Here is a 17885-nt window from a genome sequence, read left to right as displayed (position 1 = left end):
TCTATTTTTGTTCGTTGTGTTTGTTTAGAGAAATCGCAAAACGAGTTCAATAAAGCAATTAATCTAGTTAATTGCTTTTTCGATTCATAACCTTATTTTTATTTTCTGTACAATACTTAGAATCCGGCAAAGATGAATTCGAATAATGCAAGTGGTATATAGATGAACCGTAACTTTAATATCGCTTATCTTTCCTTAACAACAAATAAGACGCTAAACCAATCACAGTAGGCCTAAGATAATCGCTATTACATGTTTATAACCACATTCAAGTGTCAAATTTTATCAATAAAAAGAGAGCATCCATAGCAAGAGATACTCTTAATGGGAAAAGAAGCGTTAACTGAGGATTAAATAGAACACGTTGATCGTCCTACATTTCAATATATGATATATGCTTGGCCTTCATTATGCCTAAATTAACCTCTAAATACGTTTATTGTATAATTTCTATACAACAAAGAAAAAAGCAAACGTTTTGGATGCTTTACCTTTAAATATAAGTCCCAAACCAATATTTATGGCTCTGTTGCAAAATTTTAAAGAGGAAGCTAAACATTTGCAACAGAACCCTTTATGTTCAGTAAATGTTGACTAGTCCAATTTTTTTAAGGGTCATCCAACGGTATTGCATTAACAATTTCCTCACTCAAATCAAATATGTTAATTAAAATTCGTTTCTTTTCTAGATTCGTTACTATTTCCTCAACTGTAATATTACCAGCTTCATTTAAATGAAAAAGTTTATTTCGACTAAGTGTAACAGCCTTTTTCCCAATGTTTTTACGAATAAATAAACTACTATTAAATGGGCTATAGTTTCGAGTATTTGCCCAACGCTCCTGTAAATATGAAAATTCGACATTATCAATCTCTAACCTACAGGTAAGTTCTTTCTCACTGTGACCCGTTCGAAATACAATATCCCACAAATCATTAAAATTCGGACATACCTTGATTGTAAAAGGTAGAGATCCTCCGATTGAAGGACGTTCTTGGGATAAAGGGACAATATCTTCAATCATTAAAATACCATCTACCAAATATTGTTGATCTTCAATTGTAACAATGACCGTGCCATGACTTGGACCATTTTCTGGTGGAGTAAGCCCTACCATCGATCCTGCCGCAGCGCGCACATCATATCCTAAAATTTTTATCAGACTGTATAAACCGATTGAATGTCCCCAACATGTCCCTCCCGTTGAATGTTCTAAAAAATTCGAAAAGAATTCTGAAGGATTTCCAATTGGTAATGGACCTGACATTTGATTTCCAAAATAAATCCTTTTATGTATATTATCTTGCGGAACATTTTTGCACCATGACTGATAAAGCATTCTCAGGTTATCTTCACTATTTTTAGGCCATTGTTGAAAACCCAATTTACTAATAACAGCTTCTATCAGCTCCAAACTTACACCAAATCCCAAGCATATTTCTTCAACTTTGTTAATATCCTTTTTTAATAGATTCACTGTATCAACTCCATTATATATGTTGAACATTTTATGAAAATTTATAGTGTAGCTATCCTCTTTTAAATAGAAAATAATGCATTAATTTAACATATTCATACTATTGGGGATTAATGCTCATTCTCTAGTATGAAAACATGTTCATTTTATGCAAATATTTTCACGTTAATAAGTAGTTTCCTTAATTTTGTGTATACAGCTATCATAATCGTATTTATATAAAAAATTAGTTTGGATATATTTTTTGTTTAAAGATGTCCTAATTTCTTTATTTACAGTGTTTTGAATATATACTTTTGTTTGTGATTCTGAGGGTGTCTACACATCTATTGTAACCTATATATTTACAATTATGTTATTTGATTTAAAAATATGCATATTTTCATTTTTTAGATGTAAAATTTTATAGGTGTTTTAGGAGTCTCGCCACATGCCCATCAAGCTAAGAAATTCTTTGTTCTCCAAAACGAAAAAATGAGTTAAAGGCTCATAGATCACTATAGAAAGATAAATATTTCATTTTGGGGATAATCTAAAATTATAGCTTGATAGCGATGTGACTAAGCCCGTTTACTAGATAAATCGGGGGATTTACCATTTATTAACATTTTGATAAATGGTAAATTATTCAGACCAATTATATCTTAACCTTGTATAATTTTAGTTTTGATGTAATTTAATTAATCTCCTATATTCTTGGGAGTGTTTTTATTCCTCTTTGCATGTGCTTTCCCATATGGTAAAAAATAATTAAATAAAAAAGAAATGTAACTGGTGATTTTGCAGTTAAAATTGTTGCGCATACCTTAGTTAGATATAAAATGTATTTAATTTATTGACTAGTATAAGTTGAGATTCAATTTCTTTGATTATATATAATAAAAAATGAAAGAATACATTTACTAACTAATTAATCAACCCCTTTTTCCATCATTATTACTATAGCAAGGATTTATTTTGTAAGATTGGATGAAGTTTTCTGCTAAATAAAGTATTAGTAACTAAGTTAATTATTTATTTTTAATATTTAAATATTTTATATATTTTAGACATTACAAGCAAAGATATTAAAGTTCTGCTATGTAACCTATTTTTTGTAATTGGTTAGTGTGCGCAGTTTGACATCGTTTAAGAAAATATGTTGTGAATATTACTCCACTTTACAAAGGAAGTTTTTTGGATGGAAATTATTAATATTAGTTTTATAATTGAGAGCGGATTACGATACAAATAATATTAAATAATAGCTTATTCATTTTAATAGGGAAAGTGAGAAGTATTTCTGATACTTGATGAGTAAATCTATATTACTATTAGAACCAGTTTGGAAGGAGGGGTAGTTTGAGGTTTAGAGAATATAATCTTAAGTGGGATTTAGTTACAGATGTGTATATGGAACCAAAGAATTTTGCCGAACTATTTTCTTTACTTGTACCTTGTTATCCAAAAGGAGGCAAGAAAAGGCGAACGATTTTATTGTGGAAAGAAAAAGAGTTTTATAAGGAAGAAAATTTAATCCCTTTTATCATATTTGGGATGAAAAAAGTTAAAGAGTTACCACAATTTCATAAAGATAGTATTCCTACTTTAATACGTATTATCCGTTTATGTCAGGAGATTGGATGGTATAAAGAAGCAAATGAATTTATGAGAAGTCAAGGATTAGATGATTTTGTACAAACTTCAATGCAATATGAAACTTGGGACCTTTTAACACAAGTGGTTGCTTTAAATTATTTAATTATTAAGTACCGTGTAGGTCAATTGGATAGTGCTGCTGTTCAAATATGGGAAAGAATTAAATTTAATGAAAAATGTATCAATAATTATAGCAGTCTACTTTTGCGTAAAGAAGTGTTGGAACTAAAATTCTTTTACATGTGTAAGCAGGCAAAAACACTATCAAAAGAACAATTAAATAATAATATAATGAATTTAGCAGTTTACTGTAATGTGTTTTTGTATGATTTATATAAATATGACTTGTTAACAAAGTATCGTAAATGCATAGATTTTTTATCTTATTATGGACCTAGTGAGGCTGTTATGGCTTGTCAGAAAGCTGTACTTTCTCAGATTACGGATCGATTGAATCCATTAAAGACAAAGCATGTAGATGATTATTTGTACGTAATTAAAGAAATGATGAAACATATGACGCAAGAATTAATGAATCAATATGAAAACTTTATTGGAAAGCTATTATCATATGTACCATTTTTTGAAATGATTGAGGTTCCACAACATTTATATTATTTTGAAGAATTAATGTATGTTTGTAAAGGTGTCAAATACAAGGAAGAGATTCTAAGAAATTATCTATTTGTACAATTACATGATTGCTTGCCATCATTCATGAGGCTATTTTTAAAAAATAAACGTTATGCCACAATTCACGATATCTTATTTTACTGGTGTGAAGACGAGCAAAGGATGAGTTTAGAGAGGAAATATAATCTTAGCTCAATTTATGAGAAATATGCTTATGGGTAATTATCTGAACTACTCACCACTTAACGTCCTTACGGACTGTTTGAAGTGGGAGATTCCTGCGAACACCGATGTATCCAACAGTTATCTTAGCAGGCTCTGCCCGTAGTCCCTACGGTGAAAACATAAGTATCTTGTACGTTGACGCACCACGCTTCCTACTATAGCTTGGTTTTCGCAACTTCAGCAAACGTGGGGCGAAAGAACGTTGAAGATTTTACGGTTGCAACGTTTTTCTGCAACCAACCTCATATCTTCATTTTTCAAAGAGCAATCTGTACAAGTATATGGTAGCAAACATGTTGGCTTATGCCAACCGACATTCATCTCCCACCTAAAATTGGTGTTTTACAACTTCACATTTTTGAGGAAGGAGTCTTCTGTCGGAAAATGATAAAAAAATGTTGAAATTTAGTAATAAATTATTAAATTTTTTTTGGTAGTTTAAGCCTAAAAATTAAGAGTTTTAATAATTAGTAAAACTAAAAATGTGAAAGGAAAAGCATGGTTTAGATTAATAGAAATCGTGTTCAAGATGACTATGAAAAAAGGATTATGTAATTTTGTATCTATCGCAATGGCATTACAGGTGGTAACGATTCCAATTATTTCTTTTGCGGATACCAAGAGCAGTCCAGTAAGTTGGAATAACAAAAAGGTTGAATTTCCAGATGTACAAAATACTCACTGGGCTTATGAAGCAATTATGGATTTAGCAAATAAAAAGATTATTGCTGGATATGACAATGGAAAGTTTGGCTTAGGGGATGATGTAACACGAGAACAAGTAGCAGCATTAATATATCGTGCATTAAACCTAGAATTAAAAAAAGAGAATAACAACCCATATCATGATGTGAATGAGGGTTCAACAATGTTTCCAAATGAAATTTTAACTTTAACCGAGATGGGAATTTTTAGAGGGGATGAACATGGTAATTTTAGACCAAAGGATTCCTTAACACGCGCTGAAATGGCTCAAGTTCTAAAACAAGCTTTTCGATTGGAAGTAAAAACAGAGCATACATTTAGTGATGTACCAACAAATTTATGGGCAAATGATGCAATAAGTGCCTTGCAATCAAACGGAATTACAATAGGGACAGGAAATGGAAAATTTGAACCAGGCATGATTGTAAAACGTGAACAGTATGCTCAATTCTTATATCGCGTAATGAATGTGAAAAGTGATGAGAATAATATAAATGCTACTTCATATATAGATTTAGATTTAAAATTAGCTGCAAATGTTAGCGGCAAAGAGATAGATAACTATATTGCGAAATATCATGCAGATAGCCCGCTAATTGGTCACGGACAAGATTTTGTACGTGCGCAATACGAGCATGGGGTCAGTGCGCTTTATTTAGCCTCACACGCGATTTTAGAATCAGGCTATGGAAAATCAGAAATTGCATATCGAAAACATAATTTGTTTGGATTACGTGCATATGATGTTGATCCGTTTAAGAACGCAATATATTTACCGACTTATAGTGATAGTATTTCTTATAATGCAAACTATGTAAGGAAAAGTTACTTGGAAAAAGACGGTGCTTATTATAATGGGCCAACATTAGCGGGGATGAATGTAAAGTATGCATCAGACCCAAAATGGTCTGAAAAAATTGCAAGTATTATGGAGCGTATAAAAGGATTTAAGTTAGAAGACTATAAATTTGCTACAGAGCTGCCTAAAAACATAAACACATTAGATGTTAACGCATTATCAAATGAGATACCATATAAGATATTTTCAACTGATTCAGTAGCTACAATCTTAAATCCGGAATTGTACTATCATGTACCATATCCATTTGACTTACAAATAAAAAGTGAGCCAAATATCGAAGAAAATAAGGTGGGATTACTAACTACTGGAGTACAAATAATCCCATATCGAGAAGATCCAAATGGATGGATTGAATTTTCTTTCATTACAAATGGTAAGAAATATTGGACATTAAAAAATAACATGAATTTGTAAGTTAACAAGAATAAATTAACCAGCAAAGGGGGAAAGGTTAACACGACACATAGAAGTATAAAACGTGTTAAGTAAAGATATGAATAAAAAAATTAGCAATGTTTTAGCAATAATTATGACATTACAAGTAGTAATGGTTCCAACTGTTTCATTTGCAGACCCAATAGGAAACGGAATAGCAGAATTGGGTGAAACACCCTCAGATATGCAAGTAATAGAGAATATTGAGAATAACATGAAGTACGAAAATGGTAAAGGAGTAAAGGTAGATGCAAATGGTGAAATAAAAGGAGATTTTCTTGTAAATATTCAAAAACAAACCTATTTATATGAATCTCCCAATGTACAGTCAAGTGTAATCTCCCAAATTCCAAATCAAGTTACAAAATCGACGAAAAAGAAGGGAGATTGGTATTATATTGAAACAAGTTCAGGGAATGGTTGGGTTTATAATAGTGAAAATTTAATTGTAGAAAGGGAGATTTATACTTTACCGAATGATTCAAGAAATATAGTAATCAATGAAGAAATAGAGATATATTCTTCACCATTTGATGGGCTTGAAGAAAATGGTACCCTGCAACCAAAAACTGTGGAAGCGATTGTACAAGCAGGGGAATGGTTTCAAGTGCAAACTGAAAATGGGGTAAAATGGATTAAATCTAAGGGTGTTAAATTTGAGGGAACGAAATCCTCGCTTGCAAAATCAAAGTTGAGTGCAAATACAGTATATGATGTACCTTTTACAGAATGGATTGTCCCAAGAGGGAATGAGAGTATTCGTCCAGGGTATGCAATGAATGCAAAATATATTACAATTCATGAAACAGATAATGAAAGCCCAGGTGCAGGCGCACGAAATCATGCACAATATTTATATAACCAAGCAACAGGAAATACAGATCGTGCAGCTTCGTGGCATTTTACAGTGGATGATAAAGAGATTTACCAGCATCTCCCGTTAGATGAAAATGGATGGCATGCAGGGGATGGAACAAACGGAACTGGAAACAGACAATCGATAGCAATTGAAATTGCAGTAAATAGTGATGGGAATTATAATAAAGCAGTAGATAATGCTCGTAAATTAACTGCTTATTTGATGAAAGAATTGAATATTTCTTTAGATCATGTAGTAAAACACCAAAAGTGGAGTGGAAAAATTTGCCCATCAAAAATGATTAATAGAAATGGCTGGGAAGATTTTTTAAACGGTACACAAGCCTACTTTAATTCCAATAATAAAGATGACATAACAGGTAGCTGGTATGAGAAAGATATTCGTGAGTTAGCGGCCCAAGGAATTATGTTGGGAGATGGGCAAGGCTCGTATTGGCCGGAGCGTCTTGTGACTCGTGGAGAATTTGCTACTCTTATTACCAGAGCTCTAAATTTACCTGCAGGTACATCGGATTTTTCAGATATTCATACTGCAAATCCTTCATTGATTGATGGAATTAATCGAGCCGCAGCAGCAGGGATTATTAGAGGACAAGGAAATAATTTATTTGCACCTAATGATACGATTAAAAGAGATGAAGTAGTTATTATGATAGATCGAGCATTACAATACAAAGGTATAATTGGAGAACAAATAGTATTACCCTTTATTGATCAAAATTTAGCATTTGACATAGAAGCTGTACAACGTGTTTATGGATTAGGAATTGTAAAAGGAAATGAAAAAAATGAATTTATGCCAAAGGGAACAGCGTCTCGTGGAGAAGCAGCAGCGTTTTTAAATCGAATGCTGAATGTAATACATGACGGAAGTAATAACAGTACGATAGGTGTTGTTACTGTAATGGGAAATGGAGTTAATTTAAGAAAAGGACCCGGAACCAATTATGAAGTAATTCGTAAATTAAACAAAAATGAGAAGTATACCGTATACAAAGAACAAAATGGATGGTTTAGGATAGGAGATAATCAATGGGTTTATTATGATCCTAGTTATATTATTTTCTCAAAAAATAAATAAGTTTTAGGGGGATTTTTTGCAAAAACCACTAGTTGTTGGAGACCTAGTAAGTAATATTGAAAAATGCTTCCTTACCTGTATATATTCTATTATTCAGGTAAGGAAGCATTTTTTATTTTAGGCAGCTACATTATTGTTTAAACATTTTTCTAATAAGTCCTAGTTTTGGACTTAATTTTATTTCCTTTAACGGCAATTTTCTCGTTTGTTTTTGAAAATGGTGAATAAAGACCTGTAAGGTTGCAAACAGACAATTGATTTGTAATACTATCTACTTTTCTTATAGCCAAACAAATTCGTTCTTTAGGACAGGAAGTTTAGCAGAGTATTTTACCAAAGGTTAAATTTTTTTCTATTTCTTTGTATGCATTATTCCATCGAGAGAGAAAATGATTGAATACAAAACGAAAATCGTTTTCTGGCAGAAGACTCCTTCCTCAAAAATGTGAAGGTGTGAAACACCAATTTTAGGTGGGAGATGAATGTCGGTTGGCATAAGCCAATATGTTTGCTATCATTTACTTGTACAGATTGCTCTTCGAAAACTGAAGTTATGAGGTTGGTTGCAGAAAAACGTTCCAACCGTAAAATCTTCAACGTTCTATCGCCCCATGCTTGCCAAAGTTGCGAAAACCAAGCTAAAGTAGGGAGTGTGAGGCGTCAACGTACAAGATACTTATGTTCTCACCGTAGGGACTACGGGTAGAGCCTGCTAAGATAACCGGTGGATACATCGGTGTTCGCAGGAATCTCCCACTTCAAAAAGTCCGTAAGGACGTTAAGTGGTGAGCAGTTCAATGATTCAAGTTGCTTGTGCTTTATTGATATCTAGTTTTTTCAATATACATTTATCGTACGATAAATGTATATTTGATAGGTAGTGAAGTGATAATGAGAAATTGTCCAGTAACACTTTAAATATGTCGAATAATTAGGTTAGATTCATACCCCTTGTCCGAAGCCAATTCATTTCCAACTTACTTATTGGGTTGTAACCCATCTAGTTTCTCTAGGAGGGAGTCTTCTTGGCTAAAAGGATAATAGATAATTCATTTCCTTAAATATTTTTGAAGAAATTGTAGGTGAATTTAAATAGAAAGAAACTAAGTTTTATGTGGGTGAGTTAAATTGATGAATTTTGGTTTGAGGTTGAAGCTGTAGTACTTTATGTAGGATTAGTTTGATATAATTTGTAAAATTTTAAAAAATAACCCTTTATCTGAACGGATAGGTTCAGATAAAGGGTTAATCTTTCAAATTTGATCTTTATTTTTATCTGCGTTAGCTAAAATTCAAAAAGAATGTAGAGTATCGGAAATCTCTGTGGGTTTCCGATACTCTGAGCGCTAATACATATTAGCGCTGTTAATAAGGGAGAAAAAATTTCGGATACAATTCAATTAACATTATCGACTCTTATTTATAATCTCACACATTCGAAAAGAAAAACACATCAAATTCTCCTTTTGTCACAGGTAAATTTGATGTCAAATAGGCAAAAGCCTATTCCAATGAAGAATGATCGACATAGGCTATTGTATAGAGAAGACGCTATAGAAATAGAAAAGAAGTTAACAAGGGACATCCTTTTAAGACACATCTAACATAGAAGGATGCTTGTTTGAAGAAGGTGGCCAAGATGTCATCCTTGCATACCTATAGAGGTATGAGATGGACGTATTATTTTAATGGAGTGGTAAAATTTTTTATTAGAGGGTGAAGGCGTATGAAACAAGAAAGAATATGTGAGTGTAACAATTGTAGGAAAAAAGGTGAGAAGAATCATCTTTGTCAGTATATAAAACGTGGGGATTGTATATGGGTCAGTTCCTTTGGAGGCAAGTTACAAAAAAGTGGAATTTTCCTGTTAATAAAAGATTCTTTTTTATTATGGTTTGATGAAAAACACCAATTAAATCAAACCAGTCTACAAGGGATTCACATTGAAAAAAGACAGTAAATGACGAAAGCGTCTCATTGTTAACGTAGTTTATCCACATATTATGTACGCATCGTAATGTGTATTTTCTGCATGTATCTGGTAGAAAAGAATCATGGTATTTGAAAGATGTATGCACACATCTTTGGTTTTTTTTTGAATACTATGAAAATAAACCTGTTATAATAGATGTACTTTCGTTAGTTTTTGCGAAATCCCTAGAAAGTATCGTGAAAAGGCCCTAACAATTTTGTTGGGGCCTTTTTATATGTTCTTTTTTAGGCATTTTTTTAAGTTCTTTATAGAGACAGATTGACGAAAATCCAAATAAGAAATTCAATCCCTTGATTTATGATGCATCGGATGCCAAATTATTAAGTACGTATCTTGCGTATATTGTACGAGGTCGAATTGAAGTAACAGAGGCACCTTTTTGGTCAAATTGACCAAAGGATAGGGTTCCTTGCATGAGTACTCATTGAAATTCCTTCACATGTTGCACGCCCTATCTTTTTTATGTATATATTTTTTGAAACTATCGTTATTCCTACCTTTGGTGAGAGAATTTTGTCAGTATAAGAAGAGCGAATGATTTATCATATGTCAAATAAAAAAGCAATATATAGCTATGTGCGAAAATAATCATCATATCAATAATGCCCGGTACATAAAGATAGATGGGGGGTCATTTTTGAAATGATTCGAAAAGACTCCGTTGATTTGATAGGAGGTGCACAGAAAAATGGAAGAAGGACAAGATCAGTCGGATGTAAAAGTTTCTAATCGTAAGGGGAAGAAAAACCATACAGTTCCCTTTCAGTGTATGGTTTCCATTCCAATAGGTTTTCAAATTCAAAAACCCAATACACCGAAACTTGTCTATGATGTAAGTCATTTATCTATGGCAAAAGAAATGTGTAAACGAACGATTGACGTAGAGGATTGTGGGCAAGTGGAGATAGATTTACATGTCTTAAAGATCAAAGGTGTTTTACCTTTTATCGTGAACGTTTCCATTGAGCCACTTAATATAGAACATGTATATACCACAAGTGGTAGAGACACATCCATATTTTTAAGTTGTCAAGAAACGGTATATGTGGATCATATTTTAAAATATAGTGTTGATCATGTACCGTATTATGTGATAGATGGCCATCATATTCAGGTACGGGATGTATCGATAAAATTAATGGAAGAAAACCCACAAACGGCTCAAATATCGGGTGTTTTTTATTTTGATTATGCATAATTACAATACAAACAAAAAAGATTCATCTGCATAGCATTCCCAAAAACATCGCAACATTGATTAGTATACAATAATTCGTTCCAAGAAAAACCGTAATTTTTTTTTATCTAACAGGAATTTTATCATCTACAGAAGAATATTCTTATCATGGTAATGAGGAGGGAGAGTGACAGAGAGGGGATAGACAATCAAAAGAGTATCTAGAAGAGTTTGTCATGTAAGAACAAAAGGAATCTATCGTATATGCTACTCAAAAGAAAGTGTAAAAAATCTTTGTATCTTGTGTATGTATAGGAGGAAAATAGATGAGTCCAAATAATCAAAATGAATATGAAATTATAGATGCGACACCTTCTACATCTGTATCCAGTGATTCTAACAGATACCCTTTTGCGAATGAGCCAACAGATGCGTTACAAAATATGAATTATAAAGATTATCTGAAAATGTCTGGGGGGGGAGAATCCTGAATTATTTGGAAATCCGGAGACGTTTATTAGTTCATCCACGATTCAAACTGGAATTGGCATTGTTGGTCGAATACTAGGAGCTTTAGGGGTTCCATTTGCTAGTCAGATAGCTAGTTTCTATAGTTTCATTGTTGGTCAATTATGGCCGTCAAAGAGCGTAGATATATGGGGAGAAATTATGGAACGAGTGGAAGAACTCGTTGATCAAAAAATAGAAAAATATGTAAAAGATAAGACTCTTGCTGAATTAAAAGGGCTAGGAGATGCTTTGGATGTATTGGTCTTACCCCTGTCAAGTAGACAGTAATAGATTAGATGCCTTTTCATTAAGCAGCCTTAGTTCCAAATTCAATAGGAATAAGGTTGTTTAATCTTTTTTGAAATCTTTTGTTATTGTAATAGCTCATATATCTTTTAGTAGCCTTAAAAACTTCTGCCTTTTCATGAAACGTATGTCTATAAAAGCATTCTGCCTTAAAATGACTAAAAAAGCTCTCTATACATGCATTATCGTAACAATTTCCCTTCCTAGACATACTTACAGTTATTTTGTTCTTTTTAAGTAATTGGTTATATTTTTTTGACGTATACTGATAACCTCGGTCGCTATGTAATACTGTTTCGTGGACTTTTCTTTTTCTCAAGGCTTTATTGACTGTATCTGTAACTAATTTTAAATTGTTGTATTCGCTCATTTGATAGGCCACAACTTCGTTATTGTAAAGGTCTAGTATCACTGAAAGATATATGCGCTTAGTATTAAAGGTAAGATAGGTTATATCTGTAACCCATTTTTCATTTGGTCTTGTAGTTGAAAACTCTCTGTTTAACAGATTTTCCGACACGACGCATTGTTCTTTTAAGCCAAAATGCCTCCACTTTTTCTTTCGAATCTTAGCTTGTAGCCCCATGCTCCTCATTAAACGATATACTCTTTTGTGATTTACCTGTAAACCATAATACTTTTTGAGCCATATACAAATTCTTCGGTAACCATAGCTACCATTTATATCTGGATCTCGTTCGCATTCTCCTATTTTAGACATGATAAATTGGTCCTCTTTCATCTTTTCAGTGGAATCGTTGATTCCTTTTTCCCACTTATAATATCCACTTCTTGAAACACCTGCAATTTCACAAAGCAATACAATTGAAAAATTCTGTTTTAAGGTATGAATGACCTCATATTCTACTGATTTACTTTTTTTGACCTCATCCCCCTTTTCGTAGCTAATAGCTTTTTTAAGTATGCGTTTTCCGCTTCTAATCGTTGTATTCTAGCATCTTGACTTATTTCATTTGTTTGTTTGGATCCTCCACGTTTTTCTTGTAGGCCCAGAATACCCTCATTTTTATATTTTTTAATCCATCTATCTATAACTGAATATGTAACTCCCAATTCCTTTCCAATTAACTTGCTTCCAATTCCTCTATGTAAGTACAATTCAATAGCTTTCATTTTAAAATCAATTGAAAAAGTTCTTCTAATTTTCCCCATAAAAAATCCCCTCCATAATAAACAGTAAAGTACCTTTCTTTCAACTGTCTACTATAAGGGGATCATATCATATATCAGCAGTCACTTGAAGATTGGCTGGAAAATCGCAATGATACAAGAGCTAGAAGTGTTGTTTCTAATCAATTTTTAGCTTTAGATCTTGACTTTGTTAGTTCAATTCCATCTTTTGCAGTATCCGGACAGGAAGTACTATTATTAGCGGTATATGCACAGACTGTGAACCTACATTTATTGTTATTAAGAGATGCTTCTATTTTTGGAGAAGAGTGGGGATTTACACCGAGTGAAATTTCTAGATTTTATAATCGTCAATTACAACTTACCGCTGAATATTCAGACTATTGTGTAAATTGGTATAAAATCGGCTTAGATAAATTGAAAGGTACCACTTCTAAAAGTTGGCTGAATTATCATCAGTTCCGTAGAGAGATGACATTACTGGTATTAGATTTGGTGGCGTTATTTCCAAACTATGACACACATATGTATCCAATCGAAACAACAGCTCAACTTACACGGGATGTGTATACAGATCCGATAGCATTTAACATAGTAACAAGTACTGGATTCTGCAACCCTTGGTCAACCCACAGTGGTATTCTTTTTTCTGAAGTTGAAAAAGACGTAATTCGTTCACCGCATCTGTTTGATATACTCAGCTCAGTAGAAATTAATACAAGTAGAGGGGGTATTGCGTTAAATAATAATGCGTATATAAACTACTGGTCAGGACATTACCTAAAATATCATAAAACGAATAATTCAAGGTTAATAGGCGTTAATTACGGTCGAATTACTTCAGAAAAGAATTCATTTGCACTTGAGGATAGGGATATTTTTGAAATTAATTCAACTGCGGCAAACCTAGCTAATTACTACCAAAAGGCATATGGTGTGCCGGAATCTTGGTTCCATATGGTAAAAAGGGGAACCTCATCAACAACAGCGTATTTATATTCAAAAACACATACAACTCTACAAGGGTGTACACAGGTTTATGAATCAAATGATGAAATACCTCTAGATAGAACTGTACCGGTAGCTGAAAGCTATAGTCATAGATTATCTCATATTACCTCCCATTCTTTCTCTAAAATTAGTGCTAAATCCTATGGGAGTTTCCCTGTATTTGTTTGGACACATGTTAGTGCAGATTTAAACAATACAATTTATCCGGATAAAATCACTCAAATTCCAGCGGTAAAGGGAGACGAATATTATTTAGGGAGTTCCGTAGTACAGGGTCCTGGATTTACAGGAGGAGATCTTCTAAAAAGAGATAACCCTAGCGGATTAGGGACCTTTACGGTTACAGTAAATGGGTCGTTATCACAAAGATATCGTGCAAGAATTCGCTATGCCTCTACAACAGATGTTGACATTTCTCTATATTTTAAATATGGCACATTATTAGGAAAAGGTAGATTTAACAAAACTATGGATAATGGGACATCTTTAACGTATAACACATTTAAATACGCAAGTTTCACTAGTGATTTCCAATTTCCGCAAACACAAAATACAATAAGTATAAACGTTACGAATTTTAGCTCCGGTCAAGAAGTTTATATAGATCGAATCGAATTTATCCCAGTAGATGAGACATATGAAGCGGAACAAGATTTAGAAGCGGCAAAGAAAGCAGTGAATGCCTTGTTTACGAGTACAAAAGATGGATTAAAGCCAGGCGTAACGGATTATGAAGTAAATCAAGCGGCCAATTTAGTGGAATGCCTATCAGATGATTTGTATCCAAATGAAAAACGATTGTTATTTGATGCGGTGAGAGAGGCAAAACGCCTCAGTGGGGCACGTAACTTACTACAAGATCCAGATTTCCAAGAGATAAACGGAGAAAATGGATGGACGGCAAGTACGGGAATTGAGATTGTAGAAGGGGATGCTGTATTTAAAGGACGTTATCTACGCCTACCAGGTGCGAGAGAAATTGATACAGAAACGTATCCAACGTATTTGTATCAAAAAATTGATGAAGGTGTATTAAAACCATACACAAGATATAGACTGAGAGGATTTGTGGGAAGTAGTCAAGGATTAGAAATTTATACGATTCGTCACCAAACGAATCGAATTGTAAAGAATGTACCAGATGATTTATTGCCAGATGTATCTCCTGTAAACTCTGATGGCAGTATCAATCGATGCAGCGAACAAAAGTATGTGAATAGCCGTTTAGAAGGAGAAAACCGTTCTGGTGATGCACATGAGTTCTCGCTCCCTATCGATATAGGAGAGCTGGATTACAATGAAAATGCAGGAATATGGGTTGGATTTAAGATTACGGACCCAGAGGGATACGCAACACTTGGAAATCTTGAATTGGTCGAAGAGGGGCCTTTGTCAGGAGACGCATTAGAACGCTTGCAAAGAGAAGAACAACAGTGGAAGCTTCAAATGCCAAAAAGATGTGAAGAAACAGATAGAAAATATATGGCAGCAAAACAAGCGGTAGATCGTTTATATGTAGATTACCAAGATCAGCAATTGAATCCGAATGTAGAGATTACAGATCTTACTGCGGCTCAAAACCTGACACAGTCCATTCCTTATGTGTATAACGAAATGTTTCCAGAAATACAAGGGATGAACTATACGAAGTTTACAGAGTTAACAAATCGACTCCAACAAGCGTGGAGTTTGTATGATCAACAAAATGCTATAACAAATGGAGATTTTCGAAATGAATTAAGTAATTGGAATACAGCATCTGGTGTGAATGTACAAAAAATCAACAATACGTCTGTCTTAGTCATTCCAAACTGGGATGGGCAAGTTTCGCAACAGTTTACAGTTCAACCGAATCAAAGGTATGTGTTACGAGTAACTGCGAGAAAAGAAGGGGTAGGAAATGGATATGTAAGTATCCGTGATGGTGGAAATCAAACAGAAACGCTTACTTTTAGTGCAAGCGATTCTGATACAAATAATGCGTATAATACGCAAGTATCGAAAACCAACGGATATAACACAAATGATATGTACAATGATCAAACTGGCTATATCACAAAAACAATAAAATTTATTCCATATACAGATCAAGTGTGGATTGAGATGAGTGAGACCGAAGGTATGTTCTATATAGAAAGTGTAGAATTGATTGTGGACGTAGTGTAATAGTAGTACCCCTCCAGATACAGGATTCATCTGGAGGGTTTTTTTATAGGAAAAGTTTTTTTCGCATACATCATACGTTTGTATCGTTCGGATTACACATGTTATAGAGAAGACATCGTTACCTTACCATATTATTTTTTCTTTATATATCAAACTCTTTTGAAAGTTTCTCGTGAATAAGAGTGAATATTACCTTTTGTACTTGATTGAGGTCTTGTGATAAAGGAATCGTATTCACGCAAATGACTGGTGTGGGTATGTCTGTGAAACCTGAAATATTTGTGATAATTAAATCATAGTTTTTTGAAACTTGTTTAAACGAGCTGATATGTAATACATCAATCATAGATAATTGAATAAAATGTCCAAATTGATACTGCATAATATTATGAATAAAGAGAGTGTGTTCCAGATCTGCATCACAGAAAATGCCGACATGAAGAACAGGAACCTTCTGTTTTAAGGCTTGTAATAAGTTTGTCCAATGTATGATTAAAATATATAGTGTTTCTGTAAAAAAATGCGTGTTCCATTTGAACTGTTCATGAAATTGAAAGTGAGTTAATTCTTCTTTTAAAAGCAAGATAAAGTATGAGAATTCGTGAGAATGATGTTCGGAAAAGAAACGTCTTTTATCATGTAAAATATAACTACGTCCATAATTCATAGTTTGTAAATTGTATAACTCCAAAATGATTTTTTGTTCATTTTGGAGAGGAACTTGTAGTTTGTCTGAGAGTCTATGCAATAATCTTAGAATTTCAGGAACGATTTTCCATGCATCATTTGATTTTTGTTGTACCATAGTTTCTAATTGTTCATACGTAAATGCATACTGATGATTAAAAAAACAGAAAAGAGTTGATAAACAGTCTCATGAGTAAAATCAAGAGAAAAGGTATCCCGGAACAATTGACAAAATGAGCTGTTCTCAAAAATACTTCCATCCAAAGGATTTGAAAAGTTTACTGAAATGGTTTTCATATGTTGGTGTTGTAAACGAATCACATTCACCATTGTCCAATACCGAATCCGTATGAGATCTGGAAAATTAAGCTGTATCTGATTTGTTTGGGTGACATACAAAAAGAGTTGATCCAGTACTTGTATTTGATTGTCTTCAAAAGGAGTATGAGTCACCCCATATTTTTCATAAAAATAATGAACCATAATACTCCTAATGTTTTGTTCATTCCCCATGATTTTACAAGGATTGGTTGAAATGTATATCTCATATTGTGCGAGATACACATTCCATTTTGTGATAATCCGCCTGAGGGTGGAGACACTAAGAAATAATTGCTCCGCGATTGTTTCTATGTCATACCTCTCATCAAAAAATATTCGTTCGATAAAGGAAAACTCAGGACTTACAGATAAGACCTTTTGATAGATAAAATCAATAGAATACTGAGAAGGATAGGTTAACATAATCCCTTTTATAGATGTGTCAATCTGAAAAGGTTGAAATTCTTGATTAATTAATTTGATATCCTCTCTCAGTATTCTTTCTGAACAATTCAGTCTTTGTGAACAAACTCCTAACGTATGCCAGCCATCTTGTTCATATAATAGTTCTAAAAATTGTAACTGTCTGCGTAAATTGTTATTTAAAAGAGAACGCATGAGTAGAC

Annotated in this window: 13 protein-coding genes and 1 pseudogene; 8 read left to right on the top strand and 6 right to left on the bottom strand. The window is 33.2% G+C overall.

Features of this window, described 5'->3' with window-relative positions; all coding sequences use genetic code 11:
- Positions 1-608: 608 nt before the first annotated feature.
- Positions 609-1478, bottom strand: a complete 870-nt coding sequence (locus MHB52_RS35225) for an arylamine N-acetyltransferase (RefSeq protein ID WP_253703276.1) — start codon at positions 1476-1478, stop codon at positions 609-611.
- A gap of 1392 nt (positions 1479-2870) precedes the next feature.
- Between MHB52_RS35225 and MHB52_RS35220 the strand changes: the two genes are divergently transcribed.
- The 3 genes from MHB52_RS35220 to MHB52_RS35210 all read left to right on the top strand — a co-directional run bounded on the left by MHB52_RS35220 (position 2871) and on the right by MHB52_RS35210 (position 7936).
- Positions 2871-3971, top strand: coding sequence for a DUF3965 domain-containing protein (locus tag MHB52_RS35220; RefSeq protein WP_154698628.1), 1101 nt, complete (start codon positions 2871-2873; stop codon positions 3969-3971).
- A gap of 538 nt (positions 3972-4509) precedes the next feature.
- Positions 4510-5955 carry an S-layer homology domain-containing protein gene (locus tag MHB52_RS35215; RefSeq protein ID WP_061663285.1) on the top strand — a complete coding sequence of 482 codons (1446 nt, stop codon included), beginning with the start codon at positions 4510-4512 and terminating at the stop codon, positions 5953-5955.
- A 79-nt stretch (positions 5956-6034) separates the two neighbouring features.
- A complete protein-coding gene (locus tag MHB52_RS35210; RefSeq protein WP_061663286.1) occupies positions 6035-7936 on the top strand; it encodes an S-layer homology domain-containing protein in 1902 nt (633 codons plus the stop codon).
- A 148-nt stretch (positions 7937-8084) separates the two neighbouring features.
- Here the strand turns inward: MHB52_RS35210 and MHB52_RS35205 are convergent.
- Positions 8085-8343, bottom strand: a pseudogene (locus MHB52_RS35205) (IS200/IS605 family element RNA-guided endonuclease TnpB); the annotation flags it as partial.
- 1319 nt (positions 8344-9662) lie between these two features.
- On the opposite strand from MHB52_RS35205, the gene MHB52_RS35200 reads away from it, so the two are divergent.
- The 4 genes from MHB52_RS35200 to MHB52_RS35185 all read left to right on the top strand — a co-directional run bounded on the left by MHB52_RS35200 (position 9663) and on the right by MHB52_RS35185 (position 11904).
- Positions 9663-9896, top strand: a complete 234-nt coding sequence (locus MHB52_RS35200) for a hypothetical protein (RefSeq protein ID WP_061663283.1) — start codon at positions 9663-9665, stop codon at positions 9894-9896.
- A 721-nt stretch (positions 9897-10617) separates the two neighbouring features.
- Positions 10618-11127, top strand: a complete 510-nt coding sequence (locus MHB52_RS35195; protein WP_061663284.1) for a hypothetical protein — start codon at positions 10618-10620, stop codon at positions 11125-11127.
- A 305-nt stretch (positions 11128-11432) separates the two neighbouring features.
- Positions 11433-11597 (top strand): hypothetical protein, encoded by a 165-nt coding sequence (locus tag MHB52_RS35190; RefSeq protein ID WP_154698641.1) that lies wholly within the window; start codon positions 11433-11435, stop codon positions 11595-11597.
- A 178-nt stretch (positions 11598-11775) separates the two neighbouring features.
- Positions 11776-11904 carry a hypothetical protein gene (locus MHB52_RS35185; protein ID WP_340769180.1) on the top strand — a complete coding sequence of 43 codons (129 nt, stop codon included), beginning with the start codon at positions 11776-11778 and terminating at the stop codon, positions 11902-11904.
- Positions 11905-11923: 19 nt separating this feature from the next.
- Here the strand turns inward: MHB52_RS35185 and MHB52_RS35180 are convergent, their stop codons facing one another.
- Both MHB52_RS35180 and MHB52_RS35175 read right to left on the bottom strand, forming a co-directional pair.
- Positions 11924-12832 carry an IS3 family transposase gene (locus MHB52_RS35180; protein ID WP_253703436.1) on the bottom strand — a complete coding sequence of 303 codons (909 nt, stop codon included), beginning with the start codon at positions 12830-12832 and terminating at the stop codon, positions 11924-11926.
- Positions 12787-13095 carry a helix-turn-helix domain-containing protein gene (locus MHB52_RS35175; RefSeq protein ID WP_061663669.1) on the bottom strand — a complete coding sequence of 103 codons (309 nt, stop codon included), beginning with the start codon at positions 13093-13095 and terminating at the stop codon, positions 12787-12789. Before MHB52_RS35175 ends, MHB52_RS35180 begins: the two co-directional genes overlap by 46 nt.
- Positions 13096-13161: 66 nt before the next feature.
- On the opposite strand from MHB52_RS35175, the gene MHB52_RS35170 reads away from it, so the two are divergent.
- Positions 13162-16251, top strand: a complete 3090-nt coding sequence (locus MHB52_RS35170) for an insecticidal delta-endotoxin Cry8Ea1 family protein (protein ID WP_340769261.1) — start codon at positions 13162-13164, stop codon at positions 16249-16251.
- A 142-nt stretch (positions 16252-16393) separates the two neighbouring features.
- On the opposite strand, the gene MHB52_RS35165 is transcribed toward MHB52_RS35170, so the two are convergent.
- Together MHB52_RS35165 and MHB52_RS35160 are read right to left on the bottom strand one after the other, a co-directional pair.
- Positions 16394-17056 carry a hypothetical protein gene (locus MHB52_RS35165; protein ID WP_253703345.1) on the bottom strand — a complete coding sequence of 221 codons (663 nt, stop codon included), beginning with the start codon at positions 17054-17056 and terminating at the stop codon, positions 16394-16396.
- A gap of 5 nt (positions 17057-17061) precedes the next feature.
- Complete coding sequence (locus MHB52_RS35160; protein WP_253703348.1) at positions 17062-17877, bottom strand: helix-turn-helix domain-containing protein; 816 nt, start codon at positions 17875-17877, stop codon at positions 17062-17064.
- Positions 17878-17885: the final 8 nt, after the last annotated feature.

The organism is Bacillus sp. FSL K6-0073, assembly GCF_038006085.1.
GTDB classification, from domain to species: Bacteria; Bacillota; Bacilli; order Bacillales; family Bacillaceae_G; genus Bacillus_A; species Bacillus_A cereus.
This window is presented reverse-complemented; position numbering and strand designations above follow the sequence as displayed.